This window comes from Hansschlegelia sp. (assembly GCF_035538955.1).
Classification (GTDB): Bacteria; Pseudomonadota; Alphaproteobacteria; order Rhizobiales; family Methylopilaceae; genus Methylopila.
In genome coordinates this window covers 101,997-126,382 of the sequence record NZ_DATLJK010000008.1, presented here as the reverse complement: position 1 = coordinate 126,382, position 24,386 = coordinate 101,997, and the positions used below count along the sequence as shown (strand labels likewise).

The following is a 24,386-nucleotide window of genomic DNA, read 5'->3' as shown; positions in this document are numbered from 1 at the left end:
GGACCGGCGGCCGTGTTGAACGCTAACGCGGCCATCATTGTGCACGGTTTGCGCCCGCGAAGAAGTGCGATGCAGCCACGCAGGCCGACAGACCGTGAGGTGAGGCTTTACGCGCCTCCGCCGTCAGGCCTTGACCAGCTTCAGCAGCTCGCCATGCATCGCCTCGTTGCCGGCGACGATCGAGCCGTTCGTCAGCATGGCGTCGCCGCCCTGGGCGTCGGTGACGAAGCCGCCGGCCTCGCGCACCAGCAGCACGCCGGCCGCCATGTCCCACGATTTCAGGTGGCGCTCCCAGAAGCCGTCGACCCGTCCCGAGGCCACCCAGGCGAGATCGAGCGCGGCCGAGCCGAAGCGGCGGATGCCCGAAACCTTGATCTGGACGCGCGCCAGCTCCTCGCGGAAGCGGTCATGGTTGGGCTTGCCGAGATGCGGCACGCCGGTCGCGATCACGGCGTCGGCGAAGTCGCGCCGCGCCGCGACGCGCAGCCGGCGGTCGTTCATATAAGCGCCGCCGCCGCGCTCGGCGGTGTAGAGCTCGTCGGTCGCCGGGTTGAAGATGACGGCCGCCACCAGTACGCCGGCGCGCTCGAGCGCGACCGAGATCGCGAACACCGGAATGCCGTGCAGGAAATTGGTGGTGCCGTCGAGCGGGTCGATAATCCAGCGATGGTCGGGGTCGGTGCCCTCGATCACGCCGCCTTCTTCCATCACAAAGCCATAGCCGGGCCGCGCGCGCGAAAGCTCGGCGCGCAGCGCTTCTTCGGCGCGGCGGTCGGCGACGGAGACGAAGTCGCCCGGCCCCTTGGTGGAGACCTGCAGCTGCTCGACCTCGCCGAAATCGCGCCGCAGCGCGCGGCCGGCCTTCATGACGGCCTGGACCATGACTTGGAGAACGGGGGAACGGGCCATGGGCTCTTTCGTGTCGGAGGCGCGCGGCCTTGAGCGTCGTCCCGACCGACACGTAGGCGGCGGGGCGCAAGCGAACGCCTCCACGGCGCTCATTTGGGGCCGTCGGCGCGCTCTGGAAGGCGCGCCGACGTCCTAGATCTCAGTCCGCGCGGCGGAGATAGGTGACTTCGTTGGTGTCGACCACGATGCGCTCGCCGGAGGCGATGAAGGGCGGCACCATCACGCGCAGCCCGTTCTCGAGCTTCGCGGGCTTGTAGGAGGAGGCGGCGGTCTGGCCCTTCACGACCGGATCCGCCTCGACGATCTCGAGCGTCACCTGGTCGGGCAGCTTGACGCCGATCGGGCGGTCCTCGTGCATCTCCACCGTGACCGCCATGCCGTCCTGCAGGAAGGCGGCGCGCTCGCCGACGAAATCCGTCGCGAGCTGGATCTGCTCGTAGGTGTCGAGGTCCATGAACACCAGGCTGTCGCCCTCGGCGTAGAGGAACTGGAAGTCCTTCTGCTCCAGCCGGACGCGCTCGACGGTCTCGTCCGCGCGGAAACGCTCGTTGAGCTTGCGGCCGTCGATCAGGTTCTTGAGTTCGACCTGATTGAAGGCGCCGCCCTTGCCGGGCTTCACGGCGTTGGTCTTGACGGCGGCCCAGAGGCCGCCCTGGTGCTCGATGACCATGCCGGGGGTGATCTGGTTGCCGTTGATCTTCATTCGTCAGGTCTTTCGAGAGAGGCGGCGCCGTGCGCGCGGAGCGCCGCGTCGGCGCCCGCTCGTTTGCCCGCGGATCCGTGCGGCGTCAAGGTTTGGGGGCGGCGGCCTCGGCCGTCGCGCCCTGAGCGATTGGCCCGAAGCCCTCGCTCCATTTCGCGATCAGTTTGTCGGCCGCGTCGCGGTCTGTCGCGGGCAGGCTCGCCACGAAGCCGTCGAGCCACGCGTCGCCGAGGCCCTGCCGGCGGGCGAGCTGGTGCCAGGCGGCGGCGCGCGCCGGATCGCGATCGAGCCCCCGGCCATGCGCGTAAAGCCGGGCGAGCCGGTTCTGGGCGACCGCGTTTCCGCGCTCGGCGGCCCGCCGGAACAGCTGGGCCGCGGCCGCTTCGTCCTTGTCGACGCCGGCTCCGTTGAACAGCGCGATGCCGTATTCGACCATCGCGGGGATGTCGTCCTGCGCCGCGGCGCGCTTGAGCCATTCGGCGGCGGCCGTAGGATCGCGCTCGACGCCCTGGCCCTCCCTCAGCAGGACCGCATAGGCGTACTGGGCCTGCGCCTCGCCGAGCTCGGCCGCGGCTTTCATGTGCTTGGCGGCCGCCGCGAAGTCCTGCGGCCGGCCCTGGCCCTGAAGTTCGATGACGGCGAGGTTGTAGAGCGCCTCCGGCTCGCCGAGCGCGCCCGCCTTCTCGAACAGTTTTGAAGCCCCCGCGACGTCGCGCGCGTCGTCCGCGCCCTGGAGCTTGAGCAGGCCGAGCTGCAGCATCGCCTCCCGATCGCCCTTGGCGACGGCGCGCTCGTACCAGCGGGCGGCCTGTTTCGGATCACGCGCCACGCCCGCTCCGTCGGCGTAGAGCTGGCCCAGCAGCGTCATCGCGGCGGCGCTCGGCGGATTCGCCTCGGCGCGCTTCTTCGCCTCCTGGAAGGCGGCGCGGTAGAGCCCGCGCTGATAGGCCCCGTAGGCGAGGTCGGCGTTGGGATCCGCCGGGCCTTCATCGTCGGCGGCGTCGGTGGGGGCCTTCTGATCCGCCTGCCACGGCTTCACCAGCATCATGTCCCGGAAGCTCGGCACCGGCGTCGCGGGCTGCTGCAGGTCCGAGGCCGAGGGAACCGGCGCAGACAGCGCCTTCTTGGGCGCGTTTGCCGCGAACGCCGCGCCGGAGGCGACCATCAGCGCCGTCGCTGCGAGCAGCGCCGGCTTCATGGCGCGGGCTGGCGGGCGAGCGACAGCATGGCCTCGGCGGAGGCGACCGCGGCGGCCGGCCCCTCCTCATGGCGCCAGACGGCATCGCCGAGCGCTGCGAACTCGGCGTCCGCCGCCGCGAGCGCCGCGACGTCGTCGATGCTGCGGGCGAGGCCGACGCAGGGCACCTCGAAGATCGGGACCCACCAGGAGACGCGTTCAAGCGTCGTCTCGAAAGCCTCCTCGCGCGACGGATCGCCAAACAGCACGTAGTCCGCGCCGGCCTCGCCGGCCTCCATCGCGTCGTCGCGCGCTCCCTGCGCGACCGCGCCGACGATCTTCTCCGGCTTGAACCGCTCGATCAGCTCCCGGAAGCCGTCGCCGGCGTTCGCCTGCAGACCGTCCGCGCCGGACTTGCCCACAATGTCCTCGACGCCGTCGCCCGCGAGCAGCGCCGCCGCTCCGGCGTCCTGCACCGTCTGCACCAGCGTCTTGGCGCGGGCGAGCCGGGCCCGTTCATCGGCCGGCGCGAGCCGGATCACGACGGCCGCGATGTCGCCCGCGGCGAGCGCCGCCCGCAGCATCGGCTCGAACGCCTCGATCTCGGCGAGCTCCGGCGTGATCAGCATCAGGCGTGTGGCGGGCGTGGCGGCCATGGGCGGGGACTCGGGATGGGGAACGGGGTTCTCGCGAAGCCCGGTGGCGAAAGCGGGGCGAGGCGGGCCGGATCGGCCTCCGGAACGACAAAGGCGCGGCAGTCGCCGCGCCCTATCTGGTCTTATCCGCTCCCGAATGGGCGGGAGGCGGCGCGAAGCCCGATCACGCCTTGGCGTAGATGTCCATGATCTGGTGCAGAAGCTGGATCGCCTCGTCCTTCGGGCGCTGGAACGCGTTGCGGCCCATGATAGAGCCGAAGGCGCCGCCCGCCGCGATCTGGCGGATTTCGTCGAGCACGGCGTTCGGGTCGCTCTTCGCCTCGCCGCCCGAAAAGATCACGATGCGGCGGCCGTTGAAGCAGCTCTTCACCACGTCGCGGATGCGATCCGTCAGCGTGCCGAGCTCGATGTCGCCGGCCTTGTAGGCCTTCTTGGCGGCGTCGAGCGCGATGTGGTCCGACGGCGGCTTGACCTTGATGATGTGGGCGCCGAGGAGCGCAGCCATGTGGGCCGCATAGGCGATCACGTCGGCCGCGGTCTCGCCCTTCTTGTCGAGCGTGCCGCCGCGCGCATAGGACCAGATCACGACCGCCAGGCCGACCGACTTGGCCTCGGCGGCGAGCTGGCGGATCTCCTCCATCTGCGCGTAGGCGCGGTCGGAGCCCGGATAGATGGTGAAGCCGATAGCCGAGCAGCCGAGCCGCACCGCGTCGGCCACCGAGGCGGTGACCGCCTGGTCGGCGTCCTCGTTGAGGCGCGACAGCGAGTTCGCGCTGTTCATCTTGAGGATGGTCGGGATCTGGCCGGCGAAGGTGTCGGCGCCGGCCTCCAGCATGCCGAGCGGCGCGGCGTAGGCGTTCAGCCCGGCGTCGATCGCGAGCTGGAAGTGGTAGTGCGGGTCATAGGCCGCAGGGTTGACCGAGAAGGAGCGCGCAGGGCCGTGCTCAAAGCCCTGGTCGACGGGCAGGATCACAAGCTTGCCGGTGCCGGCGAGCCGGCCCGTCATCAGCAGCCGGACCAGATTGCCCTTCGTCCCCGGATTGTCGCTCTCATACCAGGACAGGATCTCGCGCACCCGCGGGGTGATCGCGAGGCGGCGTTCGGCGGTGATGGGGGTGGAGACGTTCATCGTACTCTCGGCAGCGCGTTTTTGATTGGGCGCGGAATATAGTGCGGCAAGGCTACTTTGTCGCGCCCAAGGCTGCGACGCCGGGCAGTTCCTTGCCCTCGAGCCATTCGAGGAACGCCCCGCCGGCGGTCGAGATGTAGGAGAAATCGTTCGCCGCGCCCGCCGCATGCAGCGCCGCGACAGTGTCGCCGCCGCCTGCGACCGTGAGCAGCCGGCCCGCGCGGGTGAGCGCCGCCGCCTTCTGGGCAACCGCCACCGTGCCCTCGTCGAAGGGCTGCATCTCAAACGCGCCGAACGGACCGTTCCACACCAGCGTCTTGGCGCCTTCGAGGACTTCAGCGACGCGCTCGACCGACTTGGGTCCGATGTCGAGGATCATCTCGTCGGCGCCGACCTGGTCGGCCGGCACGACTCGGTTCTCCGCATGGGCCCGGAACTCCTTCGCGACGCGGCCGTCGACCGGCAGCACGATCTCGCAGCCGGCCTCCCGAGCCTTCGTCACGATCTCGCGAGCGGTGTCCAGCAGATCGCGCTCGCACAGCGACTTGCCGATCTCGGCGCCGTTCGCGGCGAGGAAGGTGTTAGCCATGCCGCCGCCGATCACCAGCGCGTCGACCCGCTTCACCAGGTTGCCGAGCAGGTCGAGCTTGGTCGACACCTTGGCGCCGCCGACGATCGCCACCACTGGCCGCTCCGGCGACGACAGCGCCTTGCCGAGCGCCTCGAGCTCGGCCTGCATCGACCGCCCCGCGTAGGACGGCAGCAGCCGCGCCACGCCCTCGGTCGAGGCGTGCGCCCGATGCGCGGCCGAGAAGGCGTCGTTGACATAGATGTCGCCGAGCTTCGCCAGAGCTTTGGCGAAATCCGGATCGTTCTTCTCCTCGCCGGCGTGGAAGCGGGTGTTTTCGAGCAGCAGCACGTCGCCGGGCGTGAGCTTGGCGACCGCGGCTTCCGCAGCTTCGCCGACGCAATCATCGGCGAAGCGAACGTCCTGCTTCAGCGTCGCCTCAAGCGCGGCGACCACGACCTTCAGCGACTGGCTGTCGTCGCGCTTGCCCTTCGGCCGGCCGAAATGCGCGAGCAGGATGGTCTTGGCGCCCTTCTGAGCGAGTTCGTTGATGGTGGGGGCGATCGCGCGCAGGCGGGTGTCGTCGGTGACGCGGGCGCCGTCCATCGGCACGTTGAGGTCGACCCGCACCAGCACGCGCTTGCCGGCGACGTTGACGTCGTCGAGGGTCTTGAAGGCGGTCATGAACAAAAATCCCCGGAGCGGACTTGGCCGTCGTTCTTTGGCTGTCGTTCTAGAGAACTTTGCGCGCGCCGCCACCCGTTCCCGACCGTGAGCGACTGAATCCCGGAACGCCGGGCGCCGGCTCCCGCACTTGCTGCAAGGACCAAACGCCCTGTTCACAGGAGGAGCGTCATGGTCCGGCTTGATCGGACCATCCATCTTTGGCGTCGCGCCCAACGTAAGACGTGGATCCTCCGGTCACGCCGGAGGATGACGCCTTGTCTCGAACCGCGCGGCTCCGCATCCCGGCTCACGGCCGGGACGCGGAACTGGCGTTCGATCCTCAGCCGAGCAGCTTGCCCATCGCGACCGCCGTGTCCGACATGCGGGACGAGAAGCCCCACTCGTTGTCGTACCAGCTGAGCACGCGCACGAAGGTGCCCTCGAGCACCTTCGTCTGGTCGAGCGCGAAGCTCGACGAGTGCGGGTTGTGGTTGAAGTCGGACGAGACGAGCGGCGCGTCGACGACGTCCAGAATGCCCTTCATCGGGCCGGCGGCGGCGGCCTTGATGGCCTCGTTCACCTCCTGCACGGAGGTCTGCTTCTTCGCCACGAACTTGAAGTCGATGCACGACACGTTCGGCGTCGGCACACGGATCGAGACGCCGTCGAGCTTGCCCTTGAGCTCCGGCAACACGAGGCCGACCGCCTTGGCGGCGCCCGTCGAGGTCGGGATCATGCTGAGGGCCGCTGCGCGGGCGCGGTAAAGGTCCTTGTGCATCGTGTCGAGCGTCGGCTGGTCGCCCGTGTAGGAGTGGATCGTCGTCATGAAGCCGTGCTCGATGCCGATCGCGTCGTTCAGCACCTTGGCGACGGGCGCCAGGCAGTTGGTGGTGCAGGACGCGTTCGAGACGATGACGTGATCCTTGGTCAGCTTGTCCTGGTTGACGCCGAACACGACCGTCAGGTCGACGCCGTCGCCCGGCGCCGAGACGATCACGCGCTTGGCGCCGGCCTGAAGATGGGCCGCGGCCTTGTCCTTGGCCGTGAACAGGCCGGTGCATTCCAGCGCGATGTCGACGCCGAGATCCTTGTGCGGCAGCTCGGCCGGGTTGCGGATCGCGGTCGCCTTGATGTCGCCGTGGCCGGCGACCGTGATGACGTCGCCATTGACCGTGACGTCTGCAGGGAAGCGGCCATGCACCGAATCGTAGCGCAGCAGATGCGCGTTGGTCTCGACCGGCCCGAGGTCGTTGATCGCGACCACCTGGATGTCCTTGCGCCCGGACTCGACGATCGCCCGGAGCACCAGCCGACCGATGCGCCCGAAGCCGTTGATCGCGACCTTCACCGCCATTTTCGTGATTTCCTTCCTGAACCTGTGCGCGGCGGGGCCGCCGCGAGCCTTATCTAGGCGCCGACTGCCCGTTTTTCCTTAGCGAGCGCGACGATCGCGTCGGTCGTGATGCCGAAAAGCTGGAAAACCTCCTTGTAGGGGCCGCTTTCGCCAAAACCGCTCATGCCGACGAAGCCGCCGTCCGAGCCGACGATCGCGTCCCAGCCCTGCCGGATCGCCGCCTCGATCGCGATCTTGACCGGCGCCGTGCCGATCACCTCGGCGCGGTAGGCGCCGGGCTGGTCGAAGAACAGGTCCATGCACGGAACGGAGACAACCCGCGTCGGCAGGCCCTCGGCGTCGAGCCGCTGCTTGGCCTCCATGGCGAGGCTGACCTCCGAGCCGCTCGCGAACAGGCTGACCGCCGCGACGCCGTCGGCCGGCGCGAGCTCATAGGCCCCCCTCGCGGTCAGGTTCTCGCCGGCGTCCGTCAGGCGCAGCTGCGGCAGGTTCTGGCGGGTCAGCGCCATGACGCTCGGCCGGGTCTTGCTGGCGACCGCGATCTCCCAGGCCTCCGCGGTCTCGATCGGGTCGCAGGGGCGGAACACATTGAGGTTCGGGATCGCCCGCAGCGCCGCCAGATGCTCGACCGGCTGATGGGTCGGGCCGTCCTCGCCCACGCCGATCGAGTCATGCGTGAAGACGTGCACGACGCGGATCTTCATCAGCGCCGCGAGCCGGATCGCCGGCCGGCAATAGTCGGAGAACACCAGGAAGGTGGAGTCGACCGGCAGCAGCCCGCCATGGATCGCGAGGCCGTTCGCGGCCCCCGCCATGCCGTGCTCGCGGATGCCCCAGTGCATGAAGGAGCCGCCATACGCGCTGGGGCGAATCACCGTCATGTTCTTGGTGAGCGTGTTGTTGGACGGCGTCAGGTCGGCGGAGCCCGAGATCAGCTCCGGCAACTGGCCCTTGACCACGGTGAGCGCGGCCTCGCCGGCCTTGCGCGTCGCCATCTCCTTGGGCTCGGCGTAGAGCTTCGCCTTGTAGTCGGCCATCGCGGCCGAAAAGCCTTCCGGCAGATCGGCGCGCATGCGGCGCTCGAGATCGGCCAAAACCGCGGGGTCGAGCGCGTCGCGCCGCTTCTCCCAGGCCTCGCGCGCGGCCGCGCCGCGGCGGCCTGCTTCAAGCCAGAGCGCGCGCAGATCATCCGGGATCTCGAACGGCGGGTGGTCCCAGCCGAGCGCCTTGCGGGCGCCTTCGATCTCCTCCGCGCCGAGCGGCGAGCCATGCGCCTTCTCGGTGCCGGCCTTCTTGGGCGCGCCGAAGCCGATCACGGTCTTGCAGGCGATCAGGGTCGGCTTGTCGGCGTTCTCGGTCGCCTTCAGGGCCGCCTCGATGGCGTCGGCGTCGTGGCCGTCAACTCGAACCGCATTCCAGCCGCAGGCCTTGAATCGAGCGATCTGGTCGACCGAGTCCGACAGCGACGTGTCGCCGTCGATCGAGATGGAATTGTCGTCCCACAGGAAGACCAGCTTGTTCAGCCGGTAATGGCCGGCGATCGCGATCGCCTCCTGGCTGATGCCCTCCATCAGGTCGCCGTCGGAGCACAGCGCGAAGGTGCGGTGGTCGAACAGCGTAGGGTATTCGGCCGCGAGGATGCGCTCGGCGAGCGCGAGGCCGACCGAGTTCGAGATCCCGGCGCCGAGCGGCCCAGTGGTGGTCTCGACGCTCTCGGTGTGGCCGCGCTCCGGATGGCCGGGCGTCTTCGAGCCGACCTGCCGGAAACGCTTCAGCTGGTCGATCGTCATCTCCTTCGAGCCTGTCAGGTGAAGGAGCGCGTAGAGCAGCATCGAGCCGTGACCGGCCGACAGGATGAAGCGGTCGCGGTCGATCCAGTGCGGGTCGGCCGCATCGTATTTCAGGACCTTGGTCCACAGCACGGTCGCCACGTCCGCCATGCCCATCGGCATGCCGGGATGGCCGGAATTCGCCTTCTCGACCGCGTCCATGGCGAGCGCGCGGATCGCGTTCGCCATCCGCCGGGTCGTGGTCGCATCAGTCATTGCGAGAAGTCCGATCCTGGATATGCGGGCCGCGCCCGCCTGCGTCCGATCCTGGCGAGGTCCGGAGCCGTCGCGGCGGACGTTTAAAGTGGACCTAGGGCATGTCAATACAGCGAAGCCCTGCGGTTTTGCGGAAACTCCCGTGGACGAAGCCGACCACGGATTGACGGCTTTTCAAGGCGGCTTCTAAAGTCGTCCGCGCAAAGCGTTGCGGAGCCGTCCGTTTCGCCGCGCAGCGTGGCCTGCGACTTTGGCCCGAGGGGGATGGGTGAGCGATCTCGACGTGGCGCTGCGGCGCCTCGACCAGGCGCTGGAGGCGGCGGAAGCCGCGGTCGGCCGCGCGCTCGACGCCGCTGACGCCGCCCGCGCCCGCGAGCAGGAGCTGACCGCCTTCGCGGACGACCGGCAGCGGCTCGCCGAGCTGCTCGACGTCTCCGCCGCGCAGGCCGAATCCGCCAAGGCGGTGCGCGACGAGGTCAAGACCAGGCTCGACGCCGCGATTTCGACCGTGGAGTCGGTGCTGGCCGAGGCGGGGGGCTGACGCCATGGCGCAGGTGACGGTGCAGATCGGCGGCCGCGACTACAAGATGGCCTGCGGCGAGGGCGAGGAGCAGCACCTGCTGTCGCTCGCCCAGAGCGTCGATGAGCGCCACGCGCGGCTGAAGCGGCAGTTCGGCGAGGTCGGCGACATCCGCCTGTCGATCATGACGGCGATCATGATGGCCGACGAGCTCAACGAAGCCAGCCGGATGCGGGCCGAGCTCGAAGCCGAGATCGTGGCCCTCAAGGCCGCCGATCAGAACGCCGTGGAGGCCTTCGACGCCCGCCACGCCGATGTCGCCGAGCAGATCACCAACGCCGCCGCCCGGCTCGAGCGCCTCGCCGAAGAACTCGCCGACGGCGTTCGCCGGGAGTGATGCGCCCGTCCCACTAGCGCGACGCTTCCCGGTCCCTTATCTTCGGTGGCGCGGTGCTGCGGGGTGCGTCAGGAAACTAGAATCCCCGGGCCCTTACGATTCCGAACGGGAGCTGTCACTGGCCTCGACCGTGGTCTTGGCCACAACGGCGCCCACCTACTCTGTAGGTGTCCCGGGATCAAAACTCCAACGGCCATCGTGGCTCCGCGCTCAGTTCCTTGATGATCCAGCAGGCCTTTCAGACCACCGCCGCCGACGAGCAGAAGGCGGCGCTCCGCGCCAGCGCCCTGAAGGCGCGCTCGGAGCTCGCCGAGTCCACCCGCGCAGCGGCAGGCCAGGCGATCGCGGCCGAAGGCGCGGCGCTGGTCGCCCGCCACAAGCCGAAGCGCGTCTCTCTGTTCTTCTCCGTCCGCGGCGAGATCGACGCGCTGCCGCTCGCGCGCCGTCTTGCGGAGCAGGGCGTTCCGCTTTGCCTGCCGGTGATCGTGAAGAAGGCCGCCCCGCTGGTGTTCCGCGAGTGGCGGCCGGGCGACGCGCTCGAGGACAGGCCGTTCGGCCTCAAGGAGCCGCCCGCTGGCGTCGCTGAGGTCACGCCGGACTTCGTGTTCGTGCCGCTCGCGGCTTTCGACGCCGCCGGCGGCCGGCTGGGCTATGGCGGCGGGTTTTACGACCGCACGCTTCAACAGCTGCGCGCGAAGGAGCGCGTGGTTGCGGTCGGCCTCGCCTTCGCGGCGCAGGAGGTCGAGGCTGTCCCGACGCTCGAGCACGACGCGCCGCTCGACGGCGTGCTGACCGAACTCGGCTTCCGCCCCACCGCCGGAGCGGACGTCTGATGCGCTTCCTGTTTCTGGGCGACGTGGTCGGCCGCGCCGGCCGCAACGCCGTGGCCGAGCGTCTGCCGGAACTGCGAGAGCGCTGGTCCCTCGACCTCGTCGTGATCAATGGCGAGAACGCCGCCGGCGGTTTCGGCATCACCGAGCAGATCTACGACGACCTGCTGACCGCCGGGGCGGACGCCGTCACGCTCGGCAACCATTCCTTCGATCAGCGCGAGGCGCTGGTGTTTTCCGAGCGCGCCGAGCGGCTCGTCCGGCCGATGAACTTTCCGCCCGGCACGCCAGGGCGCGGGGCCGCGGTCGTCGAGGCCCGCAACGGCGCGCGCGTGCTCGTGGTCAACGTCATGGGCAATGTGTTCATGGGCCAGGCGCTCGCCGATCCGTTCCGCTCGATCGACGCCGAGCTCGAGGCCTGCCCCCTCGGCCGCGGCGCGGACGCCGTGATCGTCGACTTCCACGCCGAGGCGACGAGCGAGAAGCAGGCGTTCGGGCATTTCCTCGACGGGCGCGCGAGCGTCGTGGTCGGCACCCACACCCATGCGCCGACCTCGGACCACCGCATCCTGCCGGGCGGCACCGCCTTCATGTCCGACGCCGGCATGTGCGGCGACTATGACAGCGTGCTCGGCATGCGGAAGGACGAGCCGATCCACCGCTTCCTGACTAAGCTTTCCGCCGGCCGGTTCGAGCCCGCCGACGGCGAGGCGACGCTCTCGGGCCTTGCGGTCGAGATCGACGCCGGCGGTCTTGCGGCGAAGGTCGCGCCGGTCCGTGTCGGCGGCGTGCTGAGCGAGGCGCTGCCGGAGTTCTGGGAAGCCTGAGCCGCTGCTTCCCGGATTGCCGGATCACGGACTTTCCGCAGCGCCGCCGCGCCTGCCGCGCAGGACCGCAACGGCCCGCCCGGCTTGCCAATCCCCCTGCCAGGCGGTATGTATTCATCGTCGATCTTGTCCGTTGGATGTTGTTGAGCGCCTCTGCGCGGCGGCGAACTTCCTCTCAATATCGATGTTTCAGCGCCGTCGGATTTGTCCCGGCGGAGTAAATCCGCGTCGATTTTAAAAGGAAATCGCCATGACCACCGGAACCGTCAAGTTTTTCAACGTCCAGAAGGGCTACGGCTTCATCCAGCCGGACGGCGGCTCGACCGACGTGTTCGTTCACATCTCCGCTGTCGAGCGTTCGGGCCTCCACACCCTCGTCGAAGGCCAGAAGGTCAGTTTCGAGATCGTGCAGGACAAGCGCTCCGGGAAGAGCGCCGCCGAGAACCTGCAGGCCGCGTAAGGCCTGATCCGTCGTGGGGAGACGCGATGCGATCCCCTCGGCCGTTCAAACGCTTCGAAGGCCGGGTCCCGACCCGGCCTTTTTGTCTTTCAGGCGGAGGTGACCGGCATGCAGAAGATGTCCAAGGAGACGTTGTTCAAGCCGTCCCGCGGTGAGGTGAAGGGCGACGCCACCACGCGCGCGGCCCGCGAGATCATCGATCGCGAGCGCACCGAGCGCGACGCCAAGACCGAACGGCTGCGCACGGCGCGCCTCGCCAAGGAGGCCGCTGACGAGGAGGCCGCCCGGCTCGCCCCGCCGCCGGCTCCGCGTCGCGCGGCCAAGAGCCCGGCCAAAAGCTCGACCAAGACCGCCGCGAAGGCGAAGCAGTCCGCCTGATCGCAGAAGGGCTTACGCCGCGAGCGCCGCGCCTTCAAGGAGGCGTGCGCCGGCGTCGGTGAGCTCGAGTCGCGTGCGCTGCGTGCGCGGATCGCACCCCGTCACGGCGACCAGCCCGAACGCCTCCGAAAGCTCGCTCGTGGCGCGCAGCACCAGCGCGTGCGGCACCCCAAACACCTTCGCGAAGCCGCGCGTGTCGCCGGCGACGCCGAAGCGCAGCGCCGCGAGCAGGCCCGCGTCGAGCGGCGACAGCTCCGGCGCGCGGCCGACCAGCGCCTCGACCGCCGCCATAAAGGCGCCGGCGTCGAGAGCCTCGGCCGCCATCAGGCCGCCTCGCGCGGGCGGAACGTCACCATCACGGATTTTGACAGCGGCGTGTCGCTGAGGTCGCCGGCATCCGAGAACGGCACCACGGCGTTGAGCTCCGGGTAGTAGCCCGCGACGCAGCCGCGCGGGATGTCGTAGGCGACGAGGCGGAAATCCTCGGCGATCCGGGTCCTGCCGTCCTCGTGCAGCCCAACCACGTCGACCCGCGCGTTCGGCGTCGCGCCCATCGCGGCGATGTCGTCCGGATGCGCGAACACCACCCGGCGCTCGCCATAGACGCCGCGATAGCGGTCATCCAGACCATAGATCGTCGTGTTGTACTGGTCGTGGCTGCGGAAGGTCTGCAGCACGTAGGCGCTCTTCCGGCGCCGCGCCTGCTGGTGCTCGATCTCGGCGGGCAGGGGCGCCGCCGAGAATTCCGCCTTGCCCGACGGGGTGTCCCACGCTCGCTCGGCGGCGGCGTTGCGCAGGCGGAAGCCGCGCGGCCTCCGGACGCGGACATTGTAGTCCTCGAAGCCCGGAATCACCCGCGCGATCGCGTCGCGGATGCGGTCGTAATCTGCGGCGAGCCCCGCCCAGTCGATCCGCTCCGAGCCCACTGTCGCGGCCGCCATGCCGGCGATGATGCCGATCTCAGACTTCAGATGCGGCGAGGCCGGCTTGTTGATGCCGCCGGAGCCGTGGACCATGCTCATCGAATCCTCGACGGTCACGATCTGCGGCTTGCCGGCGGCGTCGCGGTCGATCTCGGTGCGGCCGAGGCAGGGCAGCAGGTAAGCGACCTCGCCGACCGCCATGTGGCCGAGGTTCGGCTTGGTGGCGATCTGCACCGTCAGCCGGCAGCGCCGCAGGGCCTCGGCGACAAGCGCGGTGTCGGGGGTGGCGCGGGCGAAATTGCCGCCGAGGCCGATGAAGGCGCGGGCGCGGCCCTCCACCATGGCGTGGATCGCGTGCAGCACGTTGTGGCCGGGCTTGCGCGGAACCGCGACGCCGAATTCGCGCTCTAGCGCAGCAAGAAACCACTCGGGCGCATTCTCGTTGATGCCGACCGTGCGGTCGCCCTGCACGTTCGAATGGCCGCGCACCGGGCAGAGCCCCGCGCCCTCGCGGCCGACATGGCCGCGCAGCAGCAGCAGATTGGTGATCTCACGCACTGTGATCACCGAGTGGCGGTGCTGGGTCACGCCCATCGCCCAGGTGGCGATCACCCGTTCGGCGCCGAGATAGACCTCGGCGAGGGTCTGGATCTCGTAGAAGGTCAGGCCGGACTGGTCCTCGATCTGGCCCCACGAGGTGGCCTCGACCTCGGCCCGCCAGGCGTCGAGGCCGGTGGTGTGCTGCGCGATGAAGGCGTCGTCGAGCAGGCCCGGCTGGCCCGCCGCCCGGGCCTCGGCGTCGCGCATGAACACGATCTTGGCGACGCCGCGGATCGCGGCCATGTCGCCGCCGAGCTTCGGCTGGAAGTAATGCGTCGCGATCGAGGTCGAGCCGCCGCGCAGCATCTCGATCTTGGCCTGCGGATCGGCGAAGCGCTCCAGGCCGCGTTCGCGCACCGGGTTCAGCACCGCAACTTTCGCCCCGCGCTGCGCCGCCCGGCGCAAGTCGCCCAGCATGCGCGGATGGTTGGTGCCGGGATTCTGGCCGATGACGATGATCGCGTCGGCGTGCTCGAAATCCTCGAGCAGCACCGTGCCCTTGCCCACGCCGAGCGACTGCGTCAGCCCGACGCCCGAGGCCTCGTGGCACATGTTTGAGCAGTCGGGAAAATTGTTGGTCCCGTAGGCGCGGGCGAACAGCTGGTAGAGGAATGCCGCCTCGTTCGAGGCGCGGCCGGAGGTGTAGAACTCGGCCTCGTCCGGCGAGTTGAGGGCGCGCAGCTCGGCGCCGATCTCGGCGAACGCCTCGTCCCACGACACCGGCAGGTAGCGATCGGTCTTCGCGTCGTAGCGCATCGGCTCGGTCAGCCGGCCGACATTCTCGAGCTTGTAGTCGGTCCAGCCGCGCAGCTCGCTCACCGTGTGCTCGGCGAAGAAGGCGGGGGTGGCGCGGCGCGCCGTGGCCTCCCAGGAGACCGCCTTCACGCCGTTCTCGCAGAACTCGAAGGACGAGCCGTGCTCCGGGTCGCCCCAGGCGCAACCCGGGCAGTCGAAGCCGTCGGACTGGTTCGCCTTGAGCAGCGTCATCGCGCCGGTGAGCGCCGAGCCGCTCTTCAACAGGTGCTTGCCGCAGCTGCGAAGAGCGCCCCAGCCGCCGGCGGCGTGGGACTTCTTGAGAGGCGGCGCGATGTTCGCCATAGTGTTTACCTATTGGAAAGAAGCCCAGGTCCGGTCCAGGCCCGCCTTCGCCATCTACGTCCGAATGCACTGATGTTCAATAGGAAAGCAGCATTTTGGAAGCGGTGGAAGATACCAGAGGCCGATCGCTTGATTGAAGATCATGATCAAGCTGCTCACCTGCGTCGATAGACAAAGTCGATCGTGCAATTCGGCGAAGACCCTCTGTTGGCATTCCAGAGCGGGGCGCTCTTGCTGCGATGCAATGCAGAACAGGCGCCGGTCGGGCGCCGCGGGCTCACGGCCGCGCGCGCGGAGGCAGACGCTTCGGCTTCCTTTCGGGCCGGCCCGGTCCTATAAGGCCGCCTTCCTCAAGCGCCGGACGTCCGCCGCGCGCGCCTCGCCGGCGACCGGGACGTCCTCACATGTCGGAGGCGACCCGTGGCCGGGCATTCGCAGTTCAAGAACATCATGCACCGCAAGGGCCGCCAGGACGCGGTCCGGGCGAAGCTGTTCTCAAAGCTTGCGCGCGAGATCACGGTCGCGGCCAAGGCGGGCCTGCCCGACCCCGACATGAACGCCCGGCTGCGCCTCGCCATCCAGGCCGCCAAGGCCCAGTCCATGCCGAAGGACAACATCCAGCGCGCCATCAGCAAGGCGTCGGGCGCTGAAGGGGAGAACTATGAGGAGGTGCGCTACGAGGGCTACGGCCCCGGCGGCGTCGCGATCATCGTCGAGGCGCTGACCGACAACCGCAACCGCACCGCTTCGGCGGTCCGCTCCTACTTCACCAAATCAGGCGGGGCGCTCGGCGAGACCGGCTCGGTCGGCTTCATGTTCAATCGCGTCGGCGAGATCGTCTATCCTGCCAAGGCGGGCTCGGCCGACGACGTGCTGGAGGCCGCGATCGAGGCCGGCGCGGAGGACGTCCAGTCGGACGCGGAGAACCACGTGGTCACTTGCGCGTTCGAGGATCTGAACGAGGTCTCAAAGGGCCTCGAGGGGAAGCTCGGGGAGGCCGAGAGCGCCAAGGCGGTGTGGCGTCCGACCGTCACGACCGCGCTCGACGAGGACAAGGCGGCCTCGCTGATGAAGCTGCTCGACGCGCTCGACGACGATGACGACGTCCAGAACGTCCACGGCAATTACGAGATTCCCGACGACGTGATGGCCAAGCTCGGCGGCTGAGAGCGCGCTCAGCGCCAGATCGTGTCCCAGACCGGCGCCGAGAGCGCCGCCGCGAGCAGGATCACCGCATAGGCGGCGCGCCGGTAGCCGGCGTCGGTCGCCCCGACGAAGCGGCGGGCGCCGAGAAAGATGCCGATCCCGTAGGCCGGGCCGAGCCACAGGCAAAGCCACAGCACCTCGGTCGTCAAAAGTCCGGCCCAGAGCAGCGACGCGAAGGTCGCGAACGACACCAGGGCGAACAGCGCGATCATGTTGGCGCGGATCACGCCGCGCTCGCCCGGGCCGGCCAGCCAGTAGGCGGCGATCGGGGCGCCGGAGATCTGCGCCGAGCCGCCGAGAACGCCCGCGGCGGCGCCCACCGCTAGCGCCGCAGCGACCGGCGGCCGATGCGCGTAGCGCAGCCCGCTCGACAGCAGCGCCAGCGTTCCCGCGACCGCGATTGCGATCGCCCAGCGCAGCGTCACCGGATCGACCACGACCAGCGCATAGACGCCGAGCGGCGTGAAGGCCGCGGTCGTCAGCGCCATCGGGGCCACCTCCGGCCAGTCGCAGCGCCGGAACGCGCGCAGCGCCATGGGCGCCATCAGGGCCGCGTCTATCAGGCAGAACACCGGCGTCGCCCGCGCCGGGTCGTAGAGCGCCGAGATCAGCGGCACGAAGATCAGCGCGCTGCCGAAGCCCGAGAAGCCGCGGACGACGCCTGAGAGCAGCGCGATGGCGATGGCGAGAGCAAGCGTCATGGGAAGGCCGGCGGCGGGGCGTCCATCTAGCACTGGCCCGCGGGCAGCGACGACCCATCCTTTAGCCGGCGGCGCCGCGGCGCGGCGCTTCGTCCAATCGCCTTTGCGGACGTCCTGCGCGACAGGAGCGTCATGACAGCCTGCGGACTCGACTTCGGCACCTCCAACACCACGCTCGGACTCGCTGAGGCGGGACGGCCGACGCTCGTCCGGCTGGAGGGCGAAGAGACCACCATCCCGAGCGCGATCTTCTTCGCCCCCACCGCGGAGGCGAAGGTCGGCCGGGCGGCGATGAGCGCCTATCTGGACGGCGAGCCGGGCCGGCTGATGCGCAGCCTGAAATCCGTGCTCGGCACCGGGCTGATCGACGAGGCGACGCAGGTCGGCCGCGAACGCGTGAAGTTCCGCGAGGTCATCGCCCGCTACCTCGCCGTCGTGAAGCGCCGCGCCGAGGCGGCGGTTGGCCGCCCATTCGATTCCGTGGTGCACGGCCGCCCGGTGCATTTCGTCGACGGCGATCCGGAGGGCGACGCGCGGGCCGAGGACACGCTGCGGGAGATCGCGCTGTCGCTCGGCTTTCGGGAGGTGTCGTTCCAGTACGAGCCGGTCGCGGCGGCGCTCGACTATGAGCGCGCGGTGGCGCGCGAAGAACTCGCTCTGATCGCCGACATCGGCGGCGGCACCTCGGATTTCACGGTCATTCGGCTCGGCCCCGACCGCCACGGCCGCGACGACAGGGCCGGCGACATCCTCGCGAATGAGGGCGTGCGGGTCGGCGGCGTCGACTTCGACCGCCGGCTCAGCCTGGGCGCAGTGATGCCGCTGCTCGGCTACCGCTCGCCGATGAAGCGCGCGGAGCTCGAAGTCCCCTCGACCTACTTCCACGAACTCGCCACCTGGTCGAGCATCAACAGGCTCTATGACGGCCGCGCGGTCCGGCAGATCCGCGAGGTGCGGCGGGAGGCGGCGCGGCCGGATCTGCTCGATCGGCTGATCCGGGTGATCGACGACGAGCGCGGCCACGGACTCGCGGCCGAGGTCGAGAGCGCGAAGATCAGGCTGTCGGAGGCGGACGCCACGACGCTGCCGCTCGGCTGGGCGGAGAGGGGGCTCGAGGCCCCGATCCGCCGCGACGCGTTCGAACGGCACACATATGCGCTGGCGGAAAAGATCCGCGAGCGCATTGCCCGCTGCCTGATCGCCGCCGGAATCGCGGCCGAGCAGATCGACGCCGTGTTCCTCACCGGCGGCTCGACGCGCATTCCGCATGTCCGGGCCGCGATCCTCGGCGCGGTTCCGGCGGCGCTCGCGGTCGAAGGCGACACTTTCGGCGCGGTTGGGGCCGGGCTGACGATCGAGGCCGCCCGCCGCTACGGCTGAGGCAGCCGCGTTCCGCTTGTGTTCCGTCAACTTGTCCGCGGCTATGCTGGCCGCATGAGCCACGCCCCGATTCGCATCCTCGGCATCGATCCCGGACTTCGCCGCACCGGCTGGGGCGTGATCGGCGTCGCGGGCTCGCGGCTCTCCTTCGTGGCCGCCGGGGTGGTGAAGCCCGACGACGCGCTCGACCTCGCGCGCCGGCTGGCGCTGCTGCACGCCGGCCTCTCGGCTGTGCTCGCCGCCCACGCGCCCGACGAAGCGGCCGTGGAGGAGACCTTCGTCAACACCAACGCCTCCGCCACGCTGAAGCTCGGCCAGGCGCGCGGCGTCGCCATGCTGGTTCCCGCGCTCGCCGGCGTGCCGGTCGCCGAATATTCCCCGAACCTGATCAAGAAGACCGTGGTCGGCGCGGGCCACGCCGATAAGCGCCAGATCCAGGCGATGATCTCGATCCTGCTGCCCAAGGCGATCGTCAGCGGACCCGACGCCGCCGACGCGCTTGCGATCGCGATCTGCCACGCCCAGCACCGCGGCGCGGCCGCCCGCATCGCCGCTGCGAGGATCTCGGCATGATCGGAAAGCTCACGGGCAAGGTCGACTCTGTCGGGCCGGACTGGGTCATCCTCGACGTCGGCGGCGTGGGCTATGTGGTGCATTGCTCGAGCCGTACGCTCGGCCGCCTGCCCAAGGCCGGCGAGATCGCGCGGCTCTCGATCGAGACCCATGTGCGTGAGGATCGCATCCAGCTGTTCGGCTTCATGGCCGATCTCGAGCGTGAATGGTTCCGGCTGCTCAACACCGTGCAGGGCGTGGGCACGAAGGTCGCACTCGCGGTGCTGTCGACGCTCGACGCCTCCGACCTCGCGACGGCGATCGCGCTCCAGGACAAGGCGGCGATCTCGCGCGCGCCCGGCGTCGGCCCGAAAGTCGCGGTGCGGATCGTGACCGAGCTCAAGGACAAGGCGCCGCTGTTTTCCGACGTCGATCCGGGGCTTGCGCGCTTCGCCGGGGAGGTCGCGGAGGCGCGCGGTCCGCAGCCGGCGCGCGACGCCGTCTCCGCGCTCGTCAATCTCGGCTACGCGGCGCCGCAGGCGAGCGCCGCGATCGCCGCCGCCATGAAGGCCACCGGCGAAGACGCCACGACCGAGCGGCTGATCCGCGCTGGGCTGAAGGAGCTGGCGAAATAGCGAGCTTCAACGGACTCCCGGCGCCGTCGGCCGCTCGCGCGTTTGCCGATGGCCGCGGATGCCGTATCACCGAGCAGCCCTCTTCGCACCGATCGGCCGCATGACCGCTCCCAGCCCCGTCCGCGATCCCGCCGCACGCGAGGACGACGCGCTCGACGCGACGATCCGGCCGCAGACGCTCGCGGACTTCACCGGCCAGCGGCAGGCGCGCGAGAACCTGTCGGTGTTCATCCAGGCCGCCAAGGCGCGCGGCGAGGCGCTCGACCATGTGCTGCTCGCCGGCCCGCCCGGACTTGGCAAGACGACGCTCGCCCAGATTCTCGCCCGCGAGCTCGGCGTCGGTTTCCGGGCGACCTCCGGGCCCGTCATCGCCAAGGCGGGCGACCTCGCCGCGCTGCTGACTAATCTGGAAGAGCGCGACGTCCTGTTCATCGATGAGATTCATCGCCTCAACCCCGCGGTCGAGGAGATCCTCTATCCGGCGATGGAGGACTTTCAGCTCGATCTGATCATCGGCGAAGGCCCGGCGGCGCGCTCAGTCAGAATCGACCTGTCGAAGTTCACGCTGGTCGGCGCCACCACCCGCGCGGGCCTGCTCACCACCCCGCTGCGCGACCGCTTCGGCATTCCGATCCGGCTCAACTTCTATGAGGTCGATGAGCTCGAGCTGATCGTGGCGCGCGGCGCGCGGGTCCTCGGCCTGCCGATGAGCCGCGACGGCGCGCGCGAGATCGCCCGGCGCGCCCGCGGCACCCCGCGCATCGCCGGCCGCCTGCTGCGCCGCGTCCGCGATTTTGCGGCGGTCTCGGGAGAGGCCGAGGTGACGCGGGCTTCGGCCGACCGCGCGCTCAAGCTGCTGGACGTAGACGATCTCGGGCTCGACGCGATGGACCGCCGTTATCTTTCCGCCATAGCGATGAACTACGGCGGCGGACCGGTGGGCGTGGAGACGATGGCGGCGGCGCTGTCGGAGCCGCGCGACGCGATCGAGGAGATCATTGAGCCCTATTTGCTGCAGCAGGGCTTTTTGCAGCGCACCCCGAGAGGCCGCATGCTGACGGCGCACGCCTATCGGCACCTTGGCCTCGAGGCTCCGACCACGACCGGCCAGATGCCGCTGTTCGACGGGACTGAAGATTGAGCGCAGACGTGAATGACCCCCTCGGGGGACGGATGGACGGGGTGCGTCACGTGCTGACGCTCCGCATCTACTACGAAGACACCGATTTCTCGGGCGCGGTGTACCACGCCAGCTATCTGCGCTTCCTGGAGCGCGCCCGCACCGAAATTCTCCGCGCGATCGGCTTCGACCACCGCCGTCTCTACGAGACCCAGCGCGAGGGCTTCGTCGTTCGCCGCATGACGATCGACTATCTGAAGCCGGCGCGGATGGACGACGTCGTGGCGGTCGTGACCTCAGCCGAAAACGTCAAGGCGGCCTCGCTGGTGCTGCGCCAGACCGTCGTGCGCGACGGCGAAACGCTCGTCACCGCGCTCGCGCAATGCGCCTATCTGCGCGACGGCCGGCCCGCCCGCATGCCGGAGCGCATGCGCCAGGAAATGATGCGCACGGAGTAGCCGCTACGGAGTAGCCGCGCTCAGCTCGAGCGCTTGGCCTTCGCCAGCATGATCCTGAAGCCGCGCGAGCTCGGGTCGAGCACGGCCATGAACACGGTCGAGTTGCAGAGGCTCTTCTTCCGCACGATCGCGATCACCACGCCCCAGACGCCGGCGGACGAGGCGACCGGGCCGCCGCTGTCGCCGCGGCAGATCGAGCCGCCGGCGACGCCGAGCGCGACCGCCGTCGGTCCGTCGGTCACCACTTCGGCGCTGACCTTGGCGATGCGCAGATGGCCCGCCGAGCCTTCGTCTGCCGGAACCCGCAAGCCGGCGCCCAGCAGCACCGACGACCGCTTGGCGGCGTCGAGCGGCCGCGACGCGAGCGCGATCGGGCGGCGGTCGGCCGGGGCGGGGTCGGCGAGCCTCAGAATCGCGAGGTCGGCCCCGAGCAGTTCGGGCTTCGGGTCGTCGGCCGTCGCACGCCCCGCATAGTCGGGATGCAGCGTGCCCGACGCCACCTGTACGGTGCGGGCGACGCGATTGTAGCGGTCGAAGAACTGCGCGACCACGAGGCTCGGGCCGCCGAGGTCGGACAGGCAGTGGCCGGCGGTCAGCACCAGGTCCTTGTCGATCAGCACGCCGGTGCAGTTGCCGACCTCGGCGCGGTCGCGGCCGGAGGGCGTCAGGCTGGTGATGAACACCGTTGCGCGCGTCAGCCGGTCGCCGGTGCGGGCCGGCGAGCCGCCGGCGAGCGCGCCGGCCGGCGAGGCCACGCCCAACGACAGGCACGCCGCGACTGTCATACGCCACACCGTCGACCGCATGCTCACGCCGTCCCGTACGAGCCGCGATGGCGGCGGTCCCCGATGCGGCGCACCTTGGCACGCCAAAAACCGCACGCGCGATCACTAATCGTCTGCCTGAGCCCCGCGCGGCCGGGCTGTGGCCGCACGGCGACATCCCGTCAGGGCGCCGAAACGGCCGAGCGCATACGGACGAAGTCCGCCGAGGCAGGGTCGACCAGCGCCGCCGCAAAACGTCCGCCGCAGCCGGAGGCCGGGCGCAGAACCGCGACCGCCACCGCCCAGACATGCGCTCCGTCCGCCGCCGGCGCGGCGACAGGGCCGCCGGAATCGCCGCCGCAGACCGTTCCGCGCGACGTCGCGAACGCGATCCTGGCGCCGGTGCCGGTCGAGAGCCGGATCGCGCTCAGCGCGAGCCGCTTCTTCAGGCCGGAGCGCCCGCCGGGCGCCGCAGCGCCGGTTCCGGCGAGCGTCCCTTCCGGCGCGCCGGCTTGCGGCGGCGGCCCCAGCCGCGCGGGCGCGGCCCCGGCGAGCGGGGCGGCGAGGCGCAGCAGCGCAAGGTCGGCGGCGATCTCGCTCTGCCGCGTCTCGGGACCGCCGGGGCGCGCCCGCCAGCCGACGACGTGGTCCGGATGCCGGGCGAAGGCCGCGACGGCGAGCGGACGCGGGATCGGGCGCTCGCCCTGATAGGCGAAGGCCGCGACCTGCGCGGGAGCCGAGATCAGGTCTAGGCAGTGGCCTGCGGTCAGCACGAGGTCGGGCGCGATCAGGACGCCGCTGCACTCGGTGACCTGCGCGCGGCCGTCGGGCGCCGGCGCGACCGCCTGCACGGCGACCGTCGCGCCGGCTGGATCCTGCGCATGGACGGGCTGGGCCGCGAATGCGAGCGCCGCGGCGAGAAGGAGGAGAGGGCGCATGCGCGTCAGCCTAGCAGCCGCGGCGGCGGGGGCCGTCGCTCTGGGGCCACAGGGCCGCGCGGTAACGCCGTGTTAACCCTGACGGTCCATGAACGAAGCCGGACATGCGGGATCGGGTCGCAGTTTCAACACATTGACGCGCGACACGCGCCGTCGCTCCGAGCCTTGGGTCGAAGGATGCGGCCGGCGGCGGCGATGGCCGCGGCGCGCCTCCCGTGACCGCGGCCCGCGCGCGGAGACTGGAGACGACCTGACGATGCCAACTCCCGACATGTCGCTGTGGGGCCTGTTCCTGCAGGCCAGCATCATCGTGAAGTTCGTGATGCTCGGGCTGATCAGCGCCTCGATCTGGTGCTGGGCGATCGTCGTCGACAAGCAGCTGCTGTTCTCGCGCACCAAGCGGAACATGGACCGCTTCGAGAAGATCTTCTGGTCGGGCCAGAGCCTCGAGGAGCTTTATCGCTCGCTCGTCAATCGCCCCAACACCTCGATGGCCGCGCTGTTCGTCGCGGCGATGCGCGAGTGGAAGCGCTCCTATGAGGGCGGCGGCCGCTCGGTCGCGGGCCTCCAGCAGCGCATCGACAAGGTGCTCGACGTCACCATCGCGCGCGAGGTCGAGCGGCTTGAATCGAAGCTGCTGGTGCTCGCCACCGTCGGCTCGGCCGGCCCGTTCATCGGCCTGTTCGGCACGGTGTGGGGCATCATGACCTCGTTCCAGTCGATCGCCGCCTCGAAGAACACCTCGCTCGCCGTGGTCGCGCCCGGCATCGCGGAAGCGCTGTTCGCCACCGCGATCGGCCTCGTGGCCGCGATCCCGGCGGTTATTTTCTACAACAAGTTCTCCAACCAGGTGACGCGCCAGGCGAGCCGGATGGAGGGCTTCGCCGACGAGTTCTCCGCGATCCTGTCGCGCCAGATCGACGAGAGGGCCTGAGCCGCCATGGGCATGAGCGGCGCAGGCGGAGGATCGAGCGGCCACGGCGCCCGCAGGCGGCGTCGCACCCATGTGATGTCCGACATCAACGTGACGCCGATGGTCGACGTCATGCTGGTGCTGCTCATCATCTTCATGGTCTCGGCGCCGCTGCTGACGGTTGGCGTGCCGATCGACCTGCCGCAGACCTCCGCCAATCCCCTCAACGAGGAAAAGGAGCCGCTTACCATCACGGTGAAGAGCGACGGCGCCGTATTCCTTCAGGAGACCCCGATCGACGTCGACGAGCTCGCGCCGCGCCTCATTGCCATCACGAACTCTGGCTATGAGGAGCGCATCTACGTCCGGGGCGACCGCAACGTGAATTACGGCCAGGTGATGAAGGTGATGGGCACGCTGTCCTCGGCGGGCTTTCGCCGGGTGGCGCTCGTCACTGAGCTGGAGCAGGGGAGCTGACG

At 69.9% G+C, this 24,386-nt stretch carries 27 protein-coding genes and 1 other RNA gene; 15 read left to right on the top strand and 13 right to left on the bottom strand.

Translation table 11 applies throughout. The features are described 5' to 3' along the window. Nucleotides 1-123: 123 nt before the first annotated feature. The 8 genes from VM780_RS03840 to tkt all read right to left on the bottom strand — a co-directional run bounded on the left by VM780_RS03840 (nucleotide 124) and on the right by tkt (nucleotide 9,207). Complete coding sequence (locus VM780_RS03840) at nucleotides 124-909, bottom strand: inositol monophosphatase family protein (protein WP_325445305.1); 786 nt, start codon at nucleotides 907-909, stop codon at nucleotides 124-126. A 139-nt stretch (nucleotides 910-1,048) separates the two neighbouring features. Further along, on the bottom strand, nucleotides 1,049-1,612 hold the full coding sequence (gene efp / locus VM780_RS03835; RefSeq protein ID WP_325445303.1) for an elongation factor P: 564 nt from the start codon (nucleotides 1,610-1,612) through the stop codon (nucleotides 1,049-1,051). 85 nt (nucleotides 1,613-1,697) lie between these two features. Beyond that, complete coding sequence (locus tag VM780_RS03830; protein ID WP_325445301.1) at nucleotides 1,698-2,810, bottom strand: tetratricopeptide repeat protein; 1,113 nt, start codon at nucleotides 2,808-2,810, stop codon at nucleotides 1,698-1,700. Then, a complete protein-coding gene (locus VM780_RS03825; RefSeq protein WP_325445299.1) occupies nucleotides 2,807-3,445 on the bottom strand; it encodes a thiamine phosphate synthase in 639 nt (212 codons plus the stop codon). Before VM780_RS03825 ends, VM780_RS03830 begins: the two co-directional genes overlap by 4 nt. A gap of 163 nt (nucleotides 3,446-3,608) precedes the next feature. After that, nucleotides 3,609-4,574, bottom strand: coding sequence for a class I fructose-bisphosphate aldolase (locus VM780_RS03820; RefSeq protein ID WP_325445297.1), 966 nt, complete (start codon nucleotides 4,572-4,574; stop codon nucleotides 3,609-3,611). Between the two features lie 52 nt (nucleotides 4,575-4,626). Then, nucleotides 4,627-5,826 (bottom strand): phosphoglycerate kinase, encoded by a 1,200-nt coding sequence (locus VM780_RS03815; RefSeq protein WP_325445295.1) that lies wholly within the window; start codon nucleotides 5,824-5,826, stop codon nucleotides 4,627-4,629. 322 nt (nucleotides 5,827-6,148) lie between these two features. Then, nucleotides 6,149-7,162, bottom strand: coding sequence for a type I glyceraldehyde-3-phosphate dehydrogenase (gene gap / locus VM780_RS03810; protein WP_325445293.1), 1,014 nt, complete (start codon nucleotides 7,160-7,162; stop codon nucleotides 6,149-6,151). Nucleotides 7,163-7,215: 53 nt separating this feature from the next. After that, the gene (gene tkt / locus VM780_RS03805) at nucleotides 7,216-9,207 is read right to left on the bottom strand and encodes a transketolase (RefSeq protein ID WP_325445291.1); all 1,992 of its coding nucleotides are present in this window, start codon (nucleotides 9,205-9,207) and stop codon (nucleotides 7,216-7,218) included. Between the two features lie 268 nt (nucleotides 9,208-9,475). On the opposite strand from tkt, the gene VM780_RS03800 reads away from it, so the two are divergent. The 7 genes from VM780_RS03800 to VM780_RS03770 all read left to right on the top strand — a co-directional run bounded on the left by VM780_RS03800 (nucleotide 9,476) and on the right by VM780_RS03770 (nucleotide 12,619). Beyond that, nucleotides 9,476-9,748: a DUF4164 family protein gene (locus tag VM780_RS03800; RefSeq protein WP_325445289.1), complete on the top strand. Its 273-nt coding sequence runs from the start codon at nucleotides 9,476-9,478 to the stop codon at nucleotides 9,746-9,748. A 4-nt stretch (nucleotides 9,749-9,752) separates the two neighbouring features. Continuing rightward, complete coding sequence (locus VM780_RS03795; RefSeq protein ID WP_325445287.1) at nucleotides 9,753-10,124, top strand: cell division protein ZapA; 372 nt, start codon at nucleotides 9,753-9,755, stop codon at nucleotides 10,122-10,124. Nucleotides 10,125-10,174: 50 nt separating this feature from the next. After that, a non-coding RNA gene (gene ssrS / locus VM780_RS03790) (6S RNA) lies at nucleotides 10,175-10,333 on the top strand. A 12-nt stretch (nucleotides 10,334-10,345) separates the two neighbouring features. Then, a complete protein-coding gene (locus VM780_RS03785; RefSeq protein WP_325445285.1) occupies nucleotides 10,346-10,957 on the top strand; it encodes a 5-formyltetrahydrofolate cyclo-ligase in 612 nt (203 codons plus the stop codon). Then, entirely contained in the window at nucleotides 10,957-11,781 is an 825-nt protein-coding gene (locus tag VM780_RS03780; protein ID WP_325445283.1) for a TIGR00282 family metallophosphoesterase, read from the top strand. The genes VM780_RS03785 and VM780_RS03780 overlap by 1 nt, the downstream gene beginning before the upstream one ends. Nucleotides 11,782-12,031: 250 nt before the next feature. Beyond that, nucleotides 12,032-12,241, top strand: coding sequence for a cold-shock protein (locus VM780_RS03775; RefSeq protein WP_183393366.1), 210 nt, complete (start codon nucleotides 12,032-12,034; stop codon nucleotides 12,239-12,241). Nucleotides 12,242-12,349: 108 nt separating this feature from the next. After that, on the top strand, nucleotides 12,350-12,619 hold the full coding sequence (locus tag VM780_RS03770; RefSeq protein ID WP_325445278.1) for a hypothetical protein: 270 nt from the start codon (nucleotides 12,350-12,352) through the stop codon (nucleotides 12,617-12,619). Between the two features lie 12 nt (nucleotides 12,620-12,631). Here the strand turns inward: VM780_RS03770 and VM780_RS03765 are convergent, their stop codons facing one another. Together VM780_RS03765 and VM780_RS03760 are read right to left on the bottom strand one after the other, a co-directional pair. Continuing rightward, a complete protein-coding gene (locus tag VM780_RS03765) occupies nucleotides 12,632-12,943 on the bottom strand; it encodes a hypothetical protein (protein ID WP_325445276.1) in 312 nt (103 codons plus the stop codon). After that, the gene (locus tag VM780_RS03760) at nucleotides 12,943-15,240 is read right to left on the bottom strand and encodes an FdhF/YdeP family oxidoreductase (protein WP_325445273.1); all 2,298 of its coding nucleotides are present in this window, start codon (nucleotides 15,238-15,240) and stop codon (nucleotides 12,943-12,945) included. Before VM780_RS03760 ends, VM780_RS03765 begins: the two co-directional genes overlap by 1 nt. A 420-nt stretch (nucleotides 15,241-15,660) precedes the next feature. On the opposite strand from VM780_RS03760, the gene VM780_RS03755 reads away from it, so the two are divergent. Continuing rightward, nucleotides 15,661-16,407 carry a YebC/PmpR family DNA-binding transcriptional regulator gene (locus VM780_RS03755; protein WP_325445271.1) on the top strand — a complete coding sequence of 249 codons (747 nt, stop codon included), beginning with the start codon at nucleotides 15,661-15,663 and terminating at the stop codon, nucleotides 16,405-16,407. An 8-nt stretch (nucleotides 16,408-16,415) separates the two neighbouring features. Here VM780_RS03755 and VM780_RS03750 read toward each other — a convergent pair whose 3' ends face one another. After that, nucleotides 16,416-17,147 (bottom strand): sulfite exporter TauE/SafE family protein, encoded by a 732-nt coding sequence (locus tag VM780_RS03750; RefSeq protein ID WP_325445269.1) that lies wholly within the window; start codon nucleotides 17,145-17,147, stop codon nucleotides 16,416-16,418. A gap of 132 nt (nucleotides 17,148-17,279) precedes the next feature. Between VM780_RS03750 and VM780_RS03745 the strand changes: the two genes are divergently transcribed. From VM780_RS03745 to ybgC, 5 genes are all read left to right on the top strand, one after another. Beyond that, nucleotides 17,280-18,527, top strand: a complete 1,248-nt coding sequence (locus tag VM780_RS03745) for an Hsp70 family protein (protein WP_325445267.1) — start codon at nucleotides 17,280-17,282, stop codon at nucleotides 18,525-18,527. Between the two features lie 54 nt (nucleotides 18,528-18,581). After that, on the top strand, nucleotides 18,582-19,100 hold the full coding sequence (gene ruvC, locus VM780_RS03740; protein ID WP_325445265.1) for a crossover junction endodeoxyribonuclease RuvC: 519 nt from the start codon (nucleotides 18,582-18,584) through the stop codon (nucleotides 19,098-19,100). Continuing rightward, nucleotides 19,097-19,714, top strand: coding sequence for a Holliday junction branch migration protein RuvA (gene ruvA, locus VM780_RS03735; RefSeq protein WP_325445263.1), 618 nt, complete (start codon nucleotides 19,097-19,099; stop codon nucleotides 19,712-19,714). Before ruvC ends, ruvA begins: the two co-directional genes overlap by 4 nt. A 100-nt stretch (nucleotides 19,715-19,814) precedes the next feature. Next, nucleotides 19,815-20,855, top strand: a complete 1,041-nt coding sequence (gene ruvB / locus VM780_RS03730; protein WP_325445261.1) for a Holliday junction branch migration DNA helicase RuvB — start codon at nucleotides 19,815-19,817, stop codon at nucleotides 20,853-20,855. A 32-nt stretch (nucleotides 20,856-20,887) separates the two neighbouring features. Then, complete coding sequence (gene ybgC, locus VM780_RS03725; RefSeq protein WP_325445571.1) at nucleotides 20,888-21,292, top strand: tol-pal system-associated acyl-CoA thioesterase; 405 nt, start codon at nucleotides 20,888-20,890, stop codon at nucleotides 21,290-21,292. Nucleotides 21,293-21,312: 20 nt separating this feature from the next. Here the strand turns inward: ybgC and VM780_RS03720 are convergent, their stop codons facing one another. Next, nucleotides 21,313-22,098 (bottom strand): S1 family peptidase, encoded by a 786-nt coding sequence (locus VM780_RS03720; protein ID WP_325445569.1) that lies wholly within the window; start codon nucleotides 22,096-22,098, stop codon nucleotides 21,313-21,315. A 140-nt stretch (nucleotides 22,099-22,238) separates the two neighbouring features. Continuing rightward, nucleotides 22,239-22,994, bottom strand: a complete 756-nt coding sequence (locus VM780_RS03715) for a trypsin-like serine protease (protein WP_325445259.1) — start codon at nucleotides 22,992-22,994, stop codon at nucleotides 22,239-22,241. Between the two features lie 256 nt (nucleotides 22,995-23,250). Here VM780_RS03715 and tolQ point away from each other — a divergent pair, with 256 nt between their 5' ends. After that, a complete protein-coding gene (gene tolQ, locus VM780_RS03710; protein ID WP_325445257.1) occupies nucleotides 23,251-23,928 on the top strand; it encodes a protein TolQ in 678 nt (225 codons plus the stop codon). Between the two features lie 6 nt (nucleotides 23,929-23,934). Continuing rightward, a complete protein-coding gene (gene tolR, locus VM780_RS03705; RefSeq protein WP_325445255.1) occupies nucleotides 23,935-24,384 on the top strand; it encodes a protein TolR in 450 nt (149 codons plus the stop codon). Nucleotides 24,385-24,386: the final 2 nt, after the last annotated feature.

Bases quoted from the DNA above. Each gene is read 5' to 3' on its own strand.
- VM780_RS03840 (WP_325445305.1), bottom strand. From the start codon at position 909: ATGGCCCGTTCCCCCGTTCTCCAAGTCATGGTCCAGGCCGTCATGAAG.
- efp (WP_325445303.1), bottom strand. From the start codon at position 1,612: ATGAAGATCAACGGCAACCAGATCACCCCCGGCATGGTCATCGAGCAC.
- VM780_RS03830 (WP_325445301.1), bottom strand. From the start codon at position 2,810: ATGAAGCCGGCGCTGCTCGCAGCGACGGCGCTGATGGTCGCCTCCGGC.
- VM780_RS03825 (WP_325445299.1), bottom strand. From the start codon at position 3,445: ATGGCCGCCACGCCCGCCACACGCCTGATGCTGATCACGCCGGAGCTC.
- VM780_RS03820 (WP_325445297.1), bottom strand. From the start codon at position 4,574: ATGAACGTCTCCACCCCCATCACCGCCGAACGCCGCCTCGCGATCACC.
- VM780_RS03815 (WP_325445295.1), bottom strand. From the start codon at position 5,826: ATGACCGCCTTCAAGACCCTCGACGACGTCAACGTCGCCGGCAAGCGC.
- gap (WP_325445293.1), bottom strand. From the start codon at position 7,162: ATGGCGGTGAAGGTCGCGATCAACGGCTTCGGGCGCATCGGTCGGCTG.
- tkt (WP_325445291.1), bottom strand. From the start codon at position 9,207: ATGACTGATGCGACCACGACCCGGCGGATGGCGAACGCGATCCGCGCG.
- VM780_RS03795 (WP_325445287.1), top strand. From the start codon at position 9,753: ATGGCGCAGGTGACGGTGCAGATCGGCGGCCGCGACTACAAGATGGCC.
- VM780_RS03785 (WP_325445285.1), top strand. From the start codon at position 10,346: ATGATCCAGCAGGCCTTTCAGACCACCGCCGCCGACGAGCAGAAGGCG.
- VM780_RS03780 (WP_325445283.1), top strand. From the start codon at position 10,957: ATGCGCTTCCTGTTTCTGGGCGACGTGGTCGGCCGCGCCGGCCGCAAC.
- VM780_RS03775 (WP_183393366.1), top strand. From the start codon at position 12,032: ATGACCACCGGAACCGTCAAGTTTTTCAACGTCCAGAAGGGCTACGGC.
- VM780_RS03770 (WP_325445278.1), top strand. From the start codon at position 12,350: ATGCAGAAGATGTCCAAGGAGACGTTGTTCAAGCCGTCCCGCGGTGAG.
- VM780_RS03765 (WP_325445276.1), bottom strand. From the start codon at position 12,943: ATGGCGGCCGAGGCTCTCGACGCCGGCGCCTTTATGGCGGCGGTCGAG.
- VM780_RS03760 (WP_325445273.1), bottom strand. From the start codon at position 15,240: ATGGCGAACATCGCGCCGCCTCTCAAGAAGTCCCACGCCGCCGGCGGC.
- VM780_RS03750 (WP_325445269.1), bottom strand. From the start codon at position 17,147: ATGACGCTTGCTCTCGCCATCGCCATCGCGCTGCTCTCAGGCGTCGTC.
- VM780_RS03745 (WP_325445267.1), top strand. From the start codon at position 17,280: ATGACAGCCTGCGGACTCGACTTCGGCACCTCCAACACCACGCTCGGA.
- ruvC (WP_325445265.1), top strand. From the start codon at position 18,582: ATGAGCCACGCCCCGATTCGCATCCTCGGCATCGATCCCGGACTTCGC.
- ruvA (WP_325445263.1), top strand. From the start codon at position 19,097: ATGATCGGAAAGCTCACGGGCAAGGTCGACTCTGTCGGGCCGGACTGG.
- ruvB (WP_325445261.1), top strand. From the start codon at position 19,815: ATGACCGCTCCCAGCCCCGTCCGCGATCCCGCCGCACGCGAGGACGAC.
- ybgC (WP_325445571.1), top strand. From the start codon at position 20,888: ATGGACGGGGTGCGTCACGTGCTGACGCTCCGCATCTACTACGAAGAC.
- VM780_RS03720 (WP_325445569.1), bottom strand. From the start codon at position 22,098: ATGCGGTCGACGGTGTGGCGTATGACAGTCGCGGCGTGCCTGTCGTTG.
- VM780_RS03715 (WP_325445259.1), bottom strand. From the start codon at position 22,994: ATGCGCCCTCTCCTCCTTCTCGCCGCGGCGCTCGCATTCGCGGCCCAG.
- tolQ (WP_325445257.1), top strand. From the start codon at position 23,251: ATGCCAACTCCCGACATGTCGCTGTGGGGCCTGTTCCTGCAGGCCAGC.
- tolR (WP_325445255.1), top strand. From the start codon at position 23,935: ATGGGCATGAGCGGCGCAGGCGGAGGATCGAGCGGCCACGGCGCCCGC.